General features: G+C 62.1%; 13 protein-coding genes and 1 pseudogene. 4 read left to right on the top strand and 10 right to left on the bottom strand.

Going from position 1 to position 15,218, the window contains the following annotated elements:
* Positions 1–63: 63 nt before the first annotated feature.
* The 10 genes and pseudogenes from F466_RS0107850 to F466_RS0107810 form a co-directional block, all read right to left on the bottom strand.
* Positions 64–339, bottom strand: coding sequence for a BrnA antitoxin family protein (locus F466_RS0107850; protein ID WP_018649438.1), 276 nt, complete (start codon positions 337–339; stop codon positions 64–66).
* Complete coding sequence (locus tag F466_RS0107845; protein ID WP_018649437.1) at positions 314–625, bottom strand: BrnT family toxin; 312 nt, start codon at positions 623–625, stop codon at positions 314–316. The genes F466_RS0107850 and F466_RS0107845 overlap by 26 nt, the downstream gene beginning before the upstream one ends.
* 106 nt (positions 626–731) lie before the next feature.
* The gene (locus tag F466_RS0107840; protein WP_026296433.1) at positions 732–1,766 is read right to left on the bottom strand and encodes a transposase; all 1,035 of its coding nucleotides are present in this window, start codon (positions 1,764–1,766) and stop codon (positions 732–734) included.
* A 106-nt stretch (positions 1,767–1,872) separates the two neighbouring features.
* Positions 1,873–2,139 (bottom strand): annotated as a pseudogene (locus F466_RS0107835) (transposase); the annotation flags it as partial.
* A gap of 374 nt (positions 2,140–2,513) precedes the next feature.
* Positions 2,514–3,251 (bottom strand): transposase, encoded by a 738-nt coding sequence (locus tag F466_RS0107825; protein ID WP_018993799.1) that lies wholly within the window; start codon positions 3,249–3,251, stop codon positions 2,514–2,516.
* A 137-nt stretch (positions 3,252–3,388) separates the two neighbouring features.
* Positions 3,389–4,363 carry a DUF4365 domain-containing protein gene (locus F466_RS13455; protein WP_232199155.1) on the bottom strand — a complete coding sequence of 325 codons (975 nt, stop codon included), beginning with the start codon at positions 4,361–4,363 and terminating at the stop codon, positions 3,389–3,391.
* A gap of 196 nt (positions 4,364–4,559) precedes the next feature.
* Positions 4,560–5,147, bottom strand: a complete 588-nt coding sequence (locus F466_RS0107820) for a hypothetical protein (protein WP_018993798.1) — start codon at positions 5,145–5,147, stop codon at positions 4,560–4,562.
* A gap of 122 nt (positions 5,148–5,269) precedes the next feature.
* Positions 5,270–5,701: a DUF4160 domain-containing protein gene (locus F466_RS13450; RefSeq protein ID WP_083918085.1), complete on the bottom strand. Its 432-nt coding sequence runs from the start codon at positions 5,699–5,701 to the stop codon at positions 5,270–5,272.
* 268 nt (positions 5,702–5,969) lie between these two features.
* Positions 5,970–7,208, bottom strand: a complete 1,239-nt coding sequence (locus tag F466_RS0107815) for a ribonucleotide-diphosphate reductase subunit beta (protein ID WP_018993797.1) — start codon at positions 7,206–7,208, stop codon at positions 5,970–5,972.
* Positions 7,209–7,317: 109 nt separating this feature from the next.
* The gene (locus F466_RS0107810) at positions 7,318–10,212 is read right to left on the bottom strand and encodes a ribonucleoside-diphosphate reductase subunit alpha (protein WP_018649430.1); all 2,895 of its coding nucleotides are present in this window, start codon (positions 10,210–10,212) and stop codon (positions 7,318–7,320) included.
* A gap of 451 nt (positions 10,213–10,663) precedes the next feature.
* On the opposite strand from F466_RS0107810, the gene trxB reads away from it, so the two are divergent.
* The 4 genes from trxB to F466_RS0107790 all read left to right on the top strand — a co-directional run bounded on the left by trxB (position 10,664) and on the right by F466_RS0107790 (position 15,133).
* On the top strand, positions 10,664–11,776 hold the full coding sequence (gene trxB, locus F466_RS0107805) for a thioredoxin-disulfide reductase (RefSeq protein ID WP_018137606.1): 1,113 nt from the start codon (positions 10,664–10,666) through the stop codon (positions 11,774–11,776).
* A 3-nt stretch (positions 11,777–11,779) separates the two neighbouring features.
* The gene (locus F466_RS0107800; RefSeq protein WP_018993796.1) at positions 11,780–13,000 is read left to right on the top strand and encodes a GNAT family N-acetyltransferase; all 1,221 of its coding nucleotides are present in this window, start codon (positions 11,780–11,782) and stop codon (positions 12,998–13,000) included.
* A 324-nt stretch (positions 13,001–13,324) separates the two neighbouring features.
* Positions 13,325–14,080, top strand: a complete 756-nt coding sequence (gene aat / locus F466_RS0107795; protein ID WP_018993795.1) for a leucyl/phenylalanyl-tRNA--protein transferase — start codon at positions 13,325–13,327, stop codon at positions 14,078–14,080.
* A 378-nt stretch (positions 14,081–14,458) separates the two neighbouring features.
* On the top strand, positions 14,459–15,133 hold the full coding sequence (locus F466_RS0107790) for a hypothetical protein (protein ID WP_018137609.1): 675 nt from the start codon (positions 14,459–14,461) through the stop codon (positions 15,131–15,133).
* Positions 15,134–15,218: the final 85 nt, after the last annotated feature.

The following is a 15,218-nucleotide window of genomic DNA, read 5'->3' as shown; positions in this document are numbered from 1 at the left end:
ATTGGCCCGAGTCCGATCAGGCTTACCCATCCACGTACAGAACTCAGCCCCTCAACCCAACCGCTAGCCTTTCTTGCGAGCCTGCTTTACATCGTCCGCGAGCCACGCCTTGATCAGGGACTGATACGGCATATCGCGCTTGTTGGCCTCGATCTTGATGTGGTCAAGAAGCGACTCCGGTAAGCGCAGCGAGATCGTCTTGGTGGAGGGCTTGAGGTTCGGGAGCTCGACGGCCTTGGCTCGGCCCCAATCGACATAGTCGCTGGAATCATGGCTTTCCCAGAACGCTCGTTCTTCCGCCTCGTCCTGGAACTCAGGAATCTTCTTGGTGTTGCTCATAGATTGCTCGCTCTTTGCGGTGCATATCCCGGGCCGAAATAACACGGATCTTCGTATCTCGATCGCGCAGCGTGAACGTAACGTGCAATCCGCGGCTTTCATGGGTGACGCCCAACGCGTGGTAGCGAACCTCACGCTGGCTGTGCACCTCGTCCGCCAGAACCAGTAGCGGGGTATTGAAAAACACCTGCTCCGCCTCCGACTGCCCCACACCATGTTTGTCCACGCTCTTCCGGGCATTTCCATCGTCCCAGTCAAACCCGGTAATGTCCTTCCACTGGATCATCTCTGTATATTACCAACATATACACCCTGCCTCCAGAGGCCGCCTGCCCTTCGGTGTATGCGAGCCAGTCCGCCTGGGCGCCGCCTAAGGGGAATCCGCCTGCTACTTACGGCGTACATATCCATCCGCCCGGACCCGCGAAGAGCCTCGCCGACACCCCGATACCCTTGATAAAGCATCGCCCTGCCGATACCGCCGCGCTTCTCATGCTGCCCACACCGCCAAGCGCCGCCACATGCTGCGTACTGCCCCCGCGCCCAACATGCCGCAGGAAATGCACTGGATCGATCCGCAGGCGTTCCAGGATCGGCGGAATGGATTCCGGGATGGCCCCGCGCTTGTCCTCGCGGATCGCCCGCCCGGTCCAGTCCACCAGCTCCAGGTAGTCCTCCGTGGTAAAGGCCACCGCATTGCCATGTGGATCGTCGCCTTCCCGGCCCAATACCGTCAGGCGAGGCTCGTCTCCCTCGCACGCCGGACCTTCATGCCCCTGATCCTTACGAGCCAGTGCCCGTATACGCTGCTGAATCGAGGTGAAATCAGAGGCCTCGGGCGTATCCGCCATTCCGGCGCGCACCGGGTTCAGATCCACGTAGCTCATACAGGTCAGCACCGCCGCGTCGTCCAGCAGCGCCTGGCTCTTGTACCGACCTTCCCAGAAGCGGCCCTTGCAGCCATCCTCCGCATTTGCCCGCCGCGCCAGATGTTCGTTCAGACTGCGCATGAACCAGGACAGGTCCTGCAGTCGTGCCCGCCACTCGACGATCTGCAGCTGCGCCCGCTCGCGCTCCGCGACCGTCTTCGTCTGCCCCGCCCGATAGCGGGCGACCAGCACCGGTAGCGAGAACAGCCGCGCCCAGCGCTCCATCACCTCGCCCTCGCTCCATGCCGCCGCCCGATCCGCATCCAGCCGCACCACCAGGTGATAGTGGTTCGACATCACTGCATACGCGCACACGTCCACGGCAAACACGCCCTGCAGCTCGCGCAGGCGCTCCAGCACCCATCCGCGCCGGTGCTCGTAGTTCTTGCCCGAATAGGAATCCTCGCCACACAGGAACGCGCGGCGAACACAACGACAAATACAATGGTAGTACGGCGTCGTCTCGACCGAGACGAGCTCCTTCCTGGCTCGCGTCATCTTTGGACCCTCCCTGGTCCATGCACTCCCCCTGAAACCTAGACAGCCCGCCTCAGACCGTCAAGAAATCATGGGTGTCCTCTTCTTTCTCGCGCTCCATCACCTCGTCTTCGCTCCACGCCGCCGCCCGATCCGAGTCCAGCCGCACCACCAGGTGATAGTGGTTCGACATCACCGCATACGCGCACACGTCCACCGCGAACACGCCCTGCAGCTCAAGCAGGCGCTCAAGCACCCAGCCGCGCCGGTGCTCGTAGTTCTTGCCCGAATAGGAATCCTCGCCACACAGAAACGCGCGGCGAACACAGCGACAAATGCAGTGGTAATACGGCGTCGTCTCGACCGAGACGAGCTCTTTCCTGGCTCGCGTCATCTCCGGACCCTCCCTAGTCCATGCACTCCCCCACAAACCTAGACAGCCCGCCTCAGACCGTCAAGAAATCATGGGTGTCCTCTTCTTCATTCAAAAAAGTCGTCAACCTTCTGCCTGTTTATAGAAACCCTACTCTGCAACCCTTGCGCCCAGCGGTAATACCCAAGCAACGCTGCTCCGAGAACAATACCACTGAAAAGCAAATAGTCCAGCCATCCATTATTCCCAAACACAATTGTCTCACCCGTCATTTAACATTCCTTTGCTTTATGGGCATCTACTAAAACTCGGGTCGGACCACATTACCTGACTGTTTCAAATCACATCTTCAGTCCAGAACCCATCTACGAATGCCTTATTGGCCATTTTCATGGTCAAAACCGCCCGTCCATGGCATAACCCGCAGCATCCTCACGAACGCACGCCGTATCCCCCAACTCTTCCACCTCGCGGCCCGGCGAGCGTATCCCCAATGCCTTCTGCACTTCGTCCACAAACGGCCGACTGCCCACGGCCACGGACGTCGTCCAGCGATCGTCCCGACTGGAACGATCCGACGCAAGCGCATCGTCCACCCACATTCGATGGCATTCCCTCAGCTCTGGTAATGAACCGATCTCCAGTGACTCCTGTAGCGCTTGGTGGTCAATCACGCGGTACCGATCCGGAGGCTCCTGGATCTCTCGATAGCCGCTGGCCTCCCACTCGCGCGGATGCTGCACCACCCCCGCCCGCACCATATTCAGGTCGATGTACACCAGACAACGCGCCAGATGGGTGCCGGTCTCTACCGCCGTGGCGTGGTAGCGGTCCTCCCAGAACGCGCCCTTCCGGCCCTTGCGTCGGTTGTACGCCTGCCCGACCCGCCCCGCGATCAACTGCATGGCCCGCGGGATCTCGCCACGGCCCTCATCAGGCACCAGCAGGTGCACGTGGTTGGACGTGACGATGTAATTCAACACGCACAGCCCATAGCGTCGCCGCGCTTGATACAACCAATACCGCCACAACCGGCGGTCGCGCGCGAACTTCAGCAGAAACTCCTGCTTATGGCACCGGTGCGTGATATGCCAGACATGGCCCGGCAAGTGATGGCGATTCGCCCGTGGCATGGCTTCCCTCCCTGGAAGGCCCGTTTCCTGGCCAAAATGGCCCCTATAAGCTCGAATTACACCCTTTCCCGACTCTTTTCCTTCGATCTTTCCGTGGGTTACCGTGGTCCGACCCCGCCATTCGTAGCTTCTTAGGCTTATTGATCCGACTCTGGCTCAGGCATACTTGGGCATAGCTCTTTAGAAATCAACTCGGATATCTCTTTATTCATCTGCGTAGACCAGCCCCATTTTTCTGAGTCCTTATTGAGCCCGTGAAAGCACTCTTCCAGGAACTCGGTCCATTCCTCCGAAATCCCGGAAAGCCTGAAACCTCGGCTACCATCCGACCGTCTATCCAGCTTGGCGTCAACTCTACAACTGCTAGCAGCCACCCAGATTAAGGTTGATGGGATGGAGCGGTCGTTAGCGCAAAGATACCAACAATGGATCTTTCTTCTCGCTTTCTTCGCCCACTTTCTCACATCTTTTATTTCGAAGACTTCTCGTGAATCATGCTCATATCCATATGTGCATATATACAACCTCCCTTGGACCGCCCGCGTCAACTTCTCGTTTCTAGTTATTCTTTTTAGAAACGTTTTCAATTTATCTGTTTTTAGCGATTCAATATCATGCCTGGGAACGGCGTATTGAACGTAAGTATCTGAACCAATGAGGCTCAAAAATTGCTCGTCTTCTTCAAACTCGGTAACGTAATCTTCAGGAATACCTAAAATCTTCTCGATTTGTGGAATAGATTCTTTGCTAAGCCTCTGACTTTTAGGTATCGGGAACCTCCAAGTTTCACCTCTGTAATCTACCTCTTCTATATCCAACTGAGCCCAGAAACACTCATCTGATTCGGGATCGCATATAACGAGGATAATGAAAGTCGGGAGATTTAAAAAGTAATTAAGATGCTCCTTGGTATCAGAATACCAATGCACACCCCCACTTTTTGAGAGATAACTCTTGCCCGTCTTAATTTGAACGGCAAGAAACTGACCTGTCACCGATCCTTCCTTCGTCACGTAGTCAATGTAACCATCCACACCAAAATCATGCTCTTGGTGTGTCCGCCGGAAAACCCACCCGAAATGATCATTAATGATTGTTGATACGGTGTTCACCCCTACCTCAGCGGTAACATCAGTAGTCCGTCTCCTCGGGAATCTATTTCTACTCATCACAAATCTCTGGCTAGTAATCAGATTGAAAAGATGATTTTTAGTTCGTTCAACGCCAAACGCTGCAGCACATCGTCGCCCTTAGACTGGCCGCGGAAAAGGGGTCCGGCGGCCATTGGCCGCGAACTGCTGCGACTTGTTATAAATTGGCCGAGAGCACAAGCTCAGAGGCCGTGCGAGTAAAAATGTAGAGATTGTCGCCTCTCCCATTTAAATCGTGGCGCAACAAACCTAGTTCAACCAGTGTTTTGAGATCGTCTTCGAGAAAGCGAGGGTCAGGTATCTCCATTTGTTGCTCTTGCCCGCCAAGATACAGGAGACTTACGCCATCATAGGTATGCAGTTCAAGAATCTTGCTGGCGCCCGAATTCTGAAACTGGGAAAGAATGTGTTTTGCCTGCTCAGACAGTGGACCGCCACCGGGATAAAGGCCACTACTGATGTCTGAGAATCCCGGGATAAGACTTCCAAATGACGAGAGCGCGGAATCAAGGGCATCCAACTTTCGAAGCAGCACGTCGTGATTTTGGTTGAGAAGTGCTTTGATCCCAATCATTGTTTTGGTGTTGCTCTCGATCAGATCCTTGACCTCTTCATGGTTGCTGTCCACAAGCCATTGCAAGAATTCGTTAAAATCAGCTTGTTCAGAGCCACCTCGACTTGCTTGAAATTGTCCTAACAAGCCAACGACAGAAGCGTAGGCGGTTGCGACGGAGACGGGTTCCATGCTCTCTCCTTAGTATCTATAACATCAATCTTCAGCGTCCGGGTTGAAGGCGCAACCGCGCCGTAAAGCCAGTTCGGTGGAGGCCCGCTAGGGCCGGAGCCGGAGCGTACTGCAAATACTGGTTATGTGCCTTTGTAGAGGCCCACCGTGCAGTCCGTTGGGCGTGTAGAGTTCCAAGCTTCAATGAGCAGCGGCTTTGCTTTTCCATGCCAGAACTCAATTTTCTTTCTGTCCCTGCTATCAACTTTACCCTCCAAAAATGCGCAGCTTTCAATGTCAAAGCTTGCATCCACGTTGGGCGATTTCACGTGGAAGTGCGGCGGAGGATGCTCGTTTGAGTAAACTTCAATCTTTAGGCCGTTCACACGCGTTACGAGCTGCCTAATCTCGATAAGAAACAATGCACCATCCTCTTCCCACACATTGCATGGGTTATGGAGAATTGCCTCCAACCAAGCGGCATAATCATCAAAGGACCGTAACCTTCCCGGATCAACATTGTGAAACCAGGGCGTTTCTTTAAGCTTTTCGACAGGTAGCTCGGATAGCTTCATGCCCTTTCACCTAACAGTGATTGAGTAGCGCGCACGGATATGAAATGAACGTGCGCGCGTGTTCATTCGGATATTGGACCGGGGCAGGAAGCCGGGAGTCTCTCCGATAATGAAGCTCTTGGTCCGCGGCACCGTGGTCAGACTTTGTCTTTCGCCCCTCATATCTGAACTGAGGGTACAAAAAAAGGGCGCCGTCTCCCGGCGCCCTCTTCTGTTCCTGCATGGCCATTTCCCTGGCTCCGCTTCTTTGGGTCTCGGTCGCGCCGCCTCAATCCCAGCTCAACGCCCCACCCGTCTGATACTCGGTAACCCGCGTCTCAAAGAAGTTCTTCTCCTTCTTCAGATCGAGCACCTCGCTCATCCAAGGGAACGGGTTGTCGGCCCCCGGATACAGCTCGGCCAGGCCGATCTGGGCGCAGCGGCGGTTGGCGATGAAGTGCAGGTACTCCTCGAACATCCCGGCGTTCATGCCGAGCACACCACGCGGCATGGTGTCGCGGGCGTACTGCGCCTCCAGCTCCACCGCGTCGCGGATCAGGGTGCGCATCTCGTTCTTGAAGTCCTCGGTCCACAGGTGCGGGTTTTCGAGCTTGATCTGGTTGATCACGTCGATGCCGAAGTTCATGTGCATGGACTCGTCGCGCAGGATGTACTGGAACTGCTCGGCGACGCCGGTCATCTTGTTGCGCCGGCCCATGGAGAGGATCTGCACGAAGCCGACGTAGAAGAAGATGCCCTCGAACACGACATAGAAGGCGATCAGCTCGCGCAGCAGCTTCTGGTCCGCCTCCGGGGTGCCGGTGCGGAAGTTCGGGTCCGCCAGGTGCTTGGTGAACGGCAGCGCCCACTCCGCCTTGGTGGCCACGGAGGGCACCTCGCGGTACATGTTGAAGATCTCGCCTTCGTCCAGGCCCAGGGATTCCACGCAGTACTGGTAGGCGTGGGTGTGCAGCGCCTCCTCGAAGGCCTGGCGCAGCAGGTATTGGCGGCACTCGGGGTTGGTGATGTGGCGATACACAGCCAGCACCAGGTTGTTCGCCACCAGCGAGTCGGCGGTGGAGAAGAAGCCGAGGTTGCGCTTGACGATGGTGCGCTCGTCCTCGGTCAGACCGTTCGGGTCCTTCCACAGGGCGATGTCCGCGTTCATGTTGATTTCCTGCGGCATCCAGTGGTTGGCGCAGCCGTCCAGGTACTTCTGCCAGGCCCACTTGTACTTGAAGGGCACGAGCTGGTTGAGGTCCGCGTGGCAGTTGATGATCTTCTTGTCATCCACGCGGATGCGCTCGGCACCCATCTCGATGTCTTCCAGACCGGTGCCGGTCAGGGCGTCTTCGTTCGGCTCGGCCAGCGGCTGGCCGGCGTTTTCGGGCTCCGGCGAGACGCTGGGCGCGGCGCCGGCGGTGCTCATCAGGGCTTCGTTCTCCTGAAAGCCCATGCCGGGGCGGACGGCGGGTTCTTTCTGGCCTTCGCCTTTGATGGCTGCGATCGGATCGTCCCAGGAAAGCATAGTGTCCCCTCTTCTTTTCGGTGGCGGCCCGGCTCGGTGGCCGGGCCTTTTGTTCAGTGCGTTGTGATCAGTGCGTGCTGCGTATTCGGTGCCCGTGGGCGGGGCCGCCTTACTGGCAGGCCTCGCAGTCCGGGTCGAGGATGGAACAGGCTTTCGGGGCCTCGGGCTCGGCCGCCTGCTGGCCGCCGGAGACGGCGTTCAGCTTGTTGGCGCGCGAGGAGTCGGCCACGGTGCTCTTTTCCACGTGGGTCGCGCCCATGGAACGCAGGTAGTAGGTCGTCTTCAGCCCGCGCACCCAGGCCAGCTTGTACAGGGCGTCCAGCTTGGGCCCGGAGGGCTCGGCCATGTAGAGGTTCAGGCTCTGCGCCTGGTCGATCCACTTCTGCCGGCGCGAGGCGGCCTCGACCAGCCAGCGGGTGTCCAGCTCGAACGCGGTGGCGTACAGGGCCTTGATGTCCTCCGGCACGCGGTCCAGCGGCTGCACGGAGCCGTCGTAGTACTTGAGGTCGTTGACCATCACCTCGTCCCACAGCTCGCGGTCTTTCAGGTCGCGCACCAGGTACGGGTTGATCACGGTGAACTCGCCGGACAGGTTCGATTTGACGAACAGGTTCTGGTAGGTCGGCTCGATCGACTGGCTGACCCCGCAGATGTTGGAGATGGTCGCGGTCGGCGCGATCGCCATGGTGTTGGAGTTGCGCATGCCGACCTTCTTCACCCGCTTGCGCAGCTTGTCCCACTCCAGGCGCTGGGTGGTGTCCATCTGCAGGTAGTCGCCGCGGGTCTCGGCCAGCTTGTCGATCGAGTCGATCGGCAGGATGCCCTGGCTCCACAGGCTGCCGGGGAAGCTCTCGTAGCGCCCGCGCTCCTCGGCCAGGTCGGTCGAGGCCTTGATCGCGTAGTAGGACACCGCCTCCATGGAGGTGTCGGCAAACTCCACCGCCGCCTCGGAGGCATACGGCACGCGCAGCTTGTACAGCGCGTCCTGGAAGCCCATGACCCCCAGCCCCACCGGGCGGTGGCGCAGGTTGGAGCGCCGCGCCTGCGGCACGGAGTAGTAGTTGTAGTCGATCACGTTGTCGAGCATGCGCATGGCGGTGTTCACGGTCTGCTCGAGCTTGTCCTGGTCCAGCTCGCCGGCCTCGTTCACATGCGCGGCCAGGTTGATCGAGCCCAGGTTGCACACCGCGATCTCGTCATCCGAGGTGTTCAGGGTGATCTCGGTGCACAGGTTCGAGCTGTGGACCACGCCGGTGTGGCTTTGCGGGCTGCGCAGGTTGCACGGGTCCTTGAAGGTCATCCACGGATGGCCGGTCTCGAACAGCATGCCGAGCATCTTCCGCCACAGGTCGACGGCCTTCATGGTCTTGTGCACGCGCAGCTCGCCGCGCGCGGCCTTCTCTTCGTATTCGCTATAGCGCTTCTCGAACTCGGCGCCGACCAGGTCGTGCAGGTCCGGCGTCTCGTTCGGGGAGAACAGGGTCCAGTCGCCGTCCTCGGCCACGCGCTTCATGAACAGGTCCGGGATCCAGTTGGCGCTGTTCATGTCGTGGGTGCGGCGGCGGTCGTCGCCGGTGTTCTTGCGCAGCTCGATGAACTCCTCGACATCGATGTGCCAGGTCTCGAGATAGGCGCACACGGCACCCTTGCGCTTGCCGCCCTGGTTCACGGCCACGGCGGTGTCGTTGGCGACCTTGAGGAACGGGACCACGCCCTGCGACTTGCCGTTGGTACCCTTGATATGGGCGCCCATGCCGCGCACGCGGGTCCAGTCGTTACCCAGGCCGCCGGCAAACTTGGACAGCAGCGCGTTGTCGCGGATGGCGCTGTAGATGCCGTCCAGGTCGTCCGGGACGCTGGTCAGGTAGCAGCTGGAGAGCTGCGGGCGCAGGGTGCCGGAGTTGAACAGCGTCGGCGTGGAGCTCATGAAGTCGAACGAGCTCAGCAGGTTGTAGAACTCGATCGCGCGCGCCTCGCGGTCGATCTCGTTGATCGCCAGGCCCATCGCCACGCGCATGAAGAACGCCTGCGGCAGCTCGAAGCGGGTGCCGTCAGAATGGATGAAGTAGCGGTCGTACAGGGTCTGCAGGCCGAGGTAGGTGAACTGCAGGTCGCGCTCGGGCTTGATCGCCGCGCCCAGCTTGTCCAGGTTGTAGCGGGTCAGCTCGCTGTCGACCAGCTCCAGGTCGGCGGCGCGCTTGATGTAGGCACCGAAGTATTCGGCGTAGCGCTCGGCCAGCTGGGCCTGGGTGGCCTCTTCCGGGCGCCCGTGCACGAAGCTCAGGGCCTCGCGGCGCAGCGCGTCCATCAGCAGCCGCGCGGTGACCTCGGAGTAGTTCGGCTCCTTCTCGATCATCACGCGGGCGGCCATCACCAGCGCGGTGGAGACGTCCTTCTCGGCGACGCCATCGAACAGGTTGCGACGCGCCTCGGTCAGGATCTTCTCGCCATCGACTTGCTCGATGCCGTCACAGGCCTCGGCGACGACCGCCTGCAGGCGCTCCTCGTCCAGCGGGGCCTGGGTGCCGTCGGCGCGGGTCACGTTCAAGGCCGGGGCAATCTCCTGCTCGTCCAAACCCTGCTCGGCGGCCTCGGCGGCGCGCTTTTGCGCCTGCTGTTCGCGGTAGATCACATAGGCCCGCGCGACCTTGTGGTGGCCGCCGCGCATCAGGGCCAGTTCCACCTGGTCCTGAATATCCTCGATGTGCACCGTCATGCCCTGGGTACCGGCGCGACGGAACAGGCTGTCCACCACCTGCCCGGCGACTTCCTTGGAGATGTCGTGGATGCGACGGCTGGCCGCGGCATTGCCGCCCTCCACCGCGAGGAAGGCCTTGGTGACCGCGACCTCGATCTTCGAGGCGTCGAAGCCGGTGACCTTGCCGTTACGGCGGATCACCTGGTGCTGGCCCGGGCTGGTCGCCAGGACCTCTGCCGACGGCTCGGCTTGCGGCGGGTACTGGATGCCCTCTTGGGCTTCGGCGGTCTGGGTGTCGCTGTACATGGTGGCGGCCTCACGCGTAACTGTGGGTAATGGACGTGAAGTACTATAGATCGGGGATCCGGAAGTGCATAGACACAATATCTTGTGTCTCCCACCCGAATAACCCCGCGGACAACCCGTGGGCAAGCTGTGGATAAAAACGCCAACCCGGCACTCTGTCGCCATTCTTTGCGCGTTCGCCCGGTGGTGGATAAATCGGCCTTGTTGTGATCGCTCGGGCCAATCATCAGCAAACTCGAACATGAAAATGTTTTATGGCCCGCGATTACCGAATCGGTATCCGTCGATGGGTCTTCTCAAGGCCGACTCCGGGTGGACCCTCGCGCGGGGTGGCGGTGTTGGACAAAGCCCCGCCGGGTACCAATAATCCCCGCCTTATCGAACCAGATTCCGCGCGGCCGGGACGACCGGCCGCGCCAGCCGTATTCATCGAATCGACAGGGAGTACCGCATGAGCGACGCCAAGGACCCATCCGACAAGAAGAGCAAGAAGGCCGAGAAGAAGGACGCGCCCAAGGCCGCCGTCGCCACCGGGGCCGTTCAGGCGGCCGCGGGTGCCGTGTCGCTCTCCAGTGGCGGCGAGACCGCGCCCAAGACAAAGAAGGGCGACGAGAAGCAGCCGCGCCACTGCCCGCTGCTGATCCTGGGCTCCGGCCCCGCCGGCTGGACCGCGGCCGTCTACGCCGCGCGCGCCAACCTGAACCCGGTCGTGATCACGGGCCTGGAGCAAGGCGGCCAGCTGATGACCACCACCGACGTGGACAACTGGCCGGGCGACAACGACGGCGTGCAGGGTCCGGAGCTCATGCAGCGCATGCAAAAGCATGCAGAACGCTTTGATACGGAAGTGATCTTTGATCACATCCACACGGTGCACCTGAAGGACAAGCCCTATCGCCTGGTCGGCGATTCCGGCGAGTACACCTGCGATGCGCTGATCATCTGCACCGGCGCCTCCGCACAGTATCTGGGGCTGGAGTCCGAGACCACCTTTGCCGGCAAGGGTGTCTCCGCCTGCGCCACCTGCGACGGCTTCTTCTACCGCAACCAGAAGGTCGCGGTGATTGGCGGCGGCAACACCGCGGTCGAAGAGGCCCTGTACCTGTCCAACATCGCCTCCGAGGTCGTGCTGGTGCACCGCCGCGATGCGCTGCGGGCAGAGAAGATCCTGCAGGACAAGCTGTTCGAGAAGGAAAAGAACGGCAACGTCACCATCGAGTGGAACCACACCCTGGACGAGATCCTCGGCGACGACTCCGGCGTGACCGGCATGCGCATCAAGCACGCGCAAAGCGGCGATACGAAGGACGTCGAGCTGATGGGCGTGTTCATCGCGATCGGCCACAAGCCGAACACCGACATCTTCCAGGGCCAGCTGGACATGGAAGGCGGCTACATCAAGGTGCAAAGCGGCCTGGAAGGCAACGCCACCGCGACCTCCGTACCGGGCGTGTTCGCCGCCGGCGACGTGATGGACCATGTCTACCGCCAGGCGGTCACCTCCGCCGGCACCGGCTGCATGGCCGCACTGGACGCGGAGAAGTACCTCGAAGAGAACGGCTGAGTCGTGAGCGCCGACGGCGACACCCAGGCAACCCCGCCGGAAGAACACGCCGAGCGCATCGAGCTGCGCGACGGTCTGGCCGACGTGGACCCGGCCGCCTGGGATGCCCTGACCGGCGGCACCGAGCCGTTCCTGCGCCATGCCTTCCTGGAGGGCCTGGAGCGCCACGGCTGCCTGGGGCGGCAGTTCGGGTGGTTTCCGCAGCATGTGCTGATCTTCCGCGAAGACGAGCTGGTCGCGGCCGCGCCGGCCTACGCCAAAACCAACAACTACGGCGAGTTCGTGTTCGACTTCGCCTGGGAGAGCGCGTGGAGCCGCCACGGGCTCAACTACTACCCCAAGCTGGTCGTCTCCGTACCCTACACCCCGGCCACCGGGCCGCGCCTGCTGGTGCACCCGGAGGCGCCGGACTTTGATCACCTGCGCACCCTGCTCGTGCGCGCCCTGGTCACCCGCGGGCGCGAGCTGAACGCTTCGGGCGTGAACATCCTGTTCCCGAATGCGGACGACCTCGACGTGACCCGCGAGATGGGGCTGGCCGAACGCATGGGCTGCCAGTACCACTGGAGCAACGCGGACTACGGAAGCTTCGATGACTTCCTGGCCGCGCTCAGCTCGAAAAAGCGCAAGAACATCAAGCGCGAACGCCGCCGCGTCAACGAGGCCGGCATCGAGTTCCGCACGCTGACCGGGGCCACCGGTTCGCCCGAAGACTGGGCGCGCTTCCACCGCTTCTACGTCGACACCTTCGAGAAGCACATGGGCATCCCGACGCTGTCGGAGGCCTTTTTTGTGGAGACAGCGGCGGCGCTGGGCGATCAGGTGGTGCTGTTCGAGGCAAGACGACCCGGCGAGGCGGGGAACGACGAGACCATCGCCGCGGCCCTTTGCTATCGCAGCCACGACACCCTGTACGGGCGCTTCTGGGGCTGCACCGAGGAGCTGGCCGATCTGCACTTCGAGACCTGCTACTACCAGGGCATCGAGTTCTGCATCCGCGAAGGCCTGGCCCGCTTCGAGCCCGGCGCCCAGGGCGAGCACAAGATCCCGCGCGGCTTCCTGCCCACGCCCACCTACTCCGCCCACATGATCCTGACCGAGGGCTTCGACCAGCCCGTACGCGACTTTTGCGAACGCGAAGCCCAGCTGATGCGCACCCAGTGCGAACGCCTGCACGAACACTCGCCCTACCGCCACGTCGAACCCGACGATGACCGCCCCTGAACCACCCACTGTAGGAGGCCAGCCCCCTGACCGATGGGGCCTATCCCCGCGCCCAATCGCGCAGGGGGCTGCGCTCCTACGTCCGGCCCAGCCTGTAGGAGGCCAGCCCCCTGGCCGATGGAACCTATCCCCGCGCCCGATCGCGCAGAGGGCTGCGCTCCTACATCACCCCACACGCCCGACCCATCCTGTAGGAGGCCAGCCCTCTGGCCGATGGGGCCTATCCCCTCGCCCGATCGCGCAGGGGGCTGCGCTCCTACAACATCCCGCACGCCCGACCCATCCTGTAGGAGGCCAGCGCTCTGGCCGATGGGGCGCCACCCCATGACCGGCGGCCCGCAGATCACGCTACCCTGGCTGGACCCGGAGCACCCGGAGGCGCCGTTCCCCGACCCGGGGCATGCCCTGCGCGACCCGAATGGCCTGCTCGCGGCCGGCGGCGATCTTTCCGTGCCGCGGCTGCTGAACGCCTATCGCTCCGGCGTGTTCCCCTGGTTCGAGGCCGGGCAGCCGATCCTGTGGTGGAGCCCAGACCCGCGCGCGGTGCTGGAACCGGCCCACTTCCGGCTGCACCGCAGCCTGAAAAAGGCGATCCGCAATCGCGGCTACACGGTCAGCTTCGATCGCGCCTTCGAGGCGGTGATCGAGGCCTGCGCCGGGCCGCGCGAGTACGCCGCGGGCACCTGGATCACCGGGAGCATGCAACAGGCCTACATCGCCATGCACCGCACGGGGCACGCGCATTCGGTGGAGGTCTGGGACGGCCCGCGCCTGATCGGCGGGCTCTATGGCGTCGCCGTGGGCCGGCTGTTCTGCGGCGAGTCGATGTTCTCGCGCGAGCGCGACGCCTCCAAGATCGCGCTGGCCTGGCTGTGCCGCCACCTCGTCGCCTGGGGCTGGCCCCTGGTGGATGTGCAGATGGAGACCGAGCACCTGCGCCACCTCGGCGCGATCACCCTGCCCCGACGCGAGTTCATCGCACGCATCCGCGAGATTGCGCACGCGCCCGAAGCACCCGGGCCCTGGCGGGTCGATCCTGCCCTGAGCCCACTCGACCCTGACTGGAACACCGCCCCGTAGCACAAGTGTGGCCCAAGCCCCTTGTGGGAGCGGGCTTGCCCGCGAATGGCTTTTACCCAGTTCCGACGCGGGCAGGGGCTTCGCGGGCAAGCCCGCTCCCACAGGCCACTGCCACAGCCCCCGTCACTGCGAGGAGGCGCAGCCGACGTGGCAGTCGGTTGGGGGTATCCCGGCGCCGAGGACTGCATTGGGCGATTGCTTCGCGATGCTCGCAATGACGGCATGTTGGATGGCCGGGGAACCTGTATGCGCGTCACTGCGAGGCGCCGCAGGGGCCGGGGCAGCCTCCGAAACCGGGCACGTCACCCGGCGCACCCTTGGCCCCCGTTGGGGGTGCTTTATACTCCCGGCCATTGGGGAACCGAACGGGAGATTCGGGTGGGCAAGGCATATCAGGGGGAATGGCGGGCCATGGCGCTCAATGGGCTGCGCGCGGGCCTGCTGCTGGCGCTGGCCGCAATCACGGCGGGCTGTGCGACGCTGGCGCCATCGCCGCCGTCGGATCAGAGCAATATCTGCGAGATCTTCCGCGAGCAGCCGCGCTGGTACGACTACGCCCGCGACTCCGAACGCGAATGGGGCACGCCCATCGCCACGCAGATGTCGTTCATCCAGCAGGAGTCCTCGTTCCGCAGCCATGTGCGCCCGGATCGCGAACGCCTGCTCGGTGTCATCCCGTGGCGCCGGCCCTCCTCTGCCTACGGCTATGCCCAGGCGCAGGACCCGGTCTGGGGCGAATACCGGGAGGATGCCGGCAGCCGGATGGCACGGCGCACGCACATGAAGCACGCGACCGACTTTATCGGCTGGTACAACGCACGCACCCAGCGCATCACCGGGGTCTCATTGAACAACCCCGAGCACCTCTACCTCGCCTATCACGAGGGCCAGGGCGGCTATAACCGCGGCAGTTACCGCAGTAAACCGCAGGTCCAGGCGGCCGCGCGCCAGGTCGCCCAGCGCGCCAACCGCTACGACTCCCAGTTGCAAAGCTGCGAGTCCGAGTTCCGCTGCCGCCGCTTCTACCAGTTCGGGCCGTTCTGCCGGCAGTAGCCATAGCCGAACGGAACGCGCTCAACCCCCGTCATCGCGAGCCGAGCGAAGCGATCTCCCAACGCAGGCACCGACGTTGGGGCTG

Source organism: Thioalkalivibrio sp. ALgr1 (assembly GCF_000378285.1).
Lineage (GTDB): Bacteria > Pseudomonadota > Gammaproteobacteria > Ectothiorhodospirales > Ectothiorhodospiraceae > Thioalkalivibrio.
The sequence above is the reverse complement of the archived record's forward strand: the minus strand, read 5'-3'. Positions and strand labels throughout refer to the sequence as shown.

Coding starts and splice junctions, on each gene's coding strand:
- F466_RS0107850 (WP_018649438.1), bottom strand. CDS start 339: ATGAGCAACACCAAGAAGATTCCTGAGTTCCAGGACGAGGCGGAAGAA.
- F466_RS0107845 (WP_018649437.1), bottom strand. CDS start 625: ATGATCCAGTGGAAGGACATTACCGGGTTTGACTGGGACGATGGAAAT.
- F466_RS0107840 (WP_026296433.1), bottom strand. CDS start 1,766: ATGACGCGAGCCAGGAAGGAGCTCGTCTCGGTCGAGACGACGCCGTAC.
- F466_RS0107825 (WP_018993799.1), bottom strand. CDS start 3,251: ATGCCACGGGCGAATCGCCATCACTTGCCGGGCCATGTCTGGCATATC.
- F466_RS0107820 (WP_018993798.1), bottom strand. CDS start 5,147: ATGGAACCCGTCTCCGTCGCAACCGCCTACGCTTCTGTCGTTGGCTTG.
- F466_RS13450 (WP_083918085.1), bottom strand. CDS start 5,701: ATGAAGCTATCCGAGCTACCTGTCGAAAAGCTTAAAGAAACGCCCTGG.
- F466_RS0107815 (WP_018993797.1), bottom strand. CDS start 7,208: ATGCTTTCCTGGGACGATCCGATCGCAGCCATCAAAGGCGAAGGCCAG.
- F466_RS0107810 (WP_018649430.1), bottom strand. CDS start 10,212: ATGTACAGCGACACCCAGACCGCCGAAGCCCAAGAGGGCATCCAGTAC.
- trxB (WP_018137606.1), top strand. CDS start 10,664: ATGAGCGACGCCAAGGACCCATCCGACAAGAAGAGCAAGAAGGCCGAG.
- aat (WP_018993795.1), top strand. CDS start 13,325: ATGACCGGCGGCCCGCAGATCACGCTACCCTGGCTGGACCCGGAGCAC.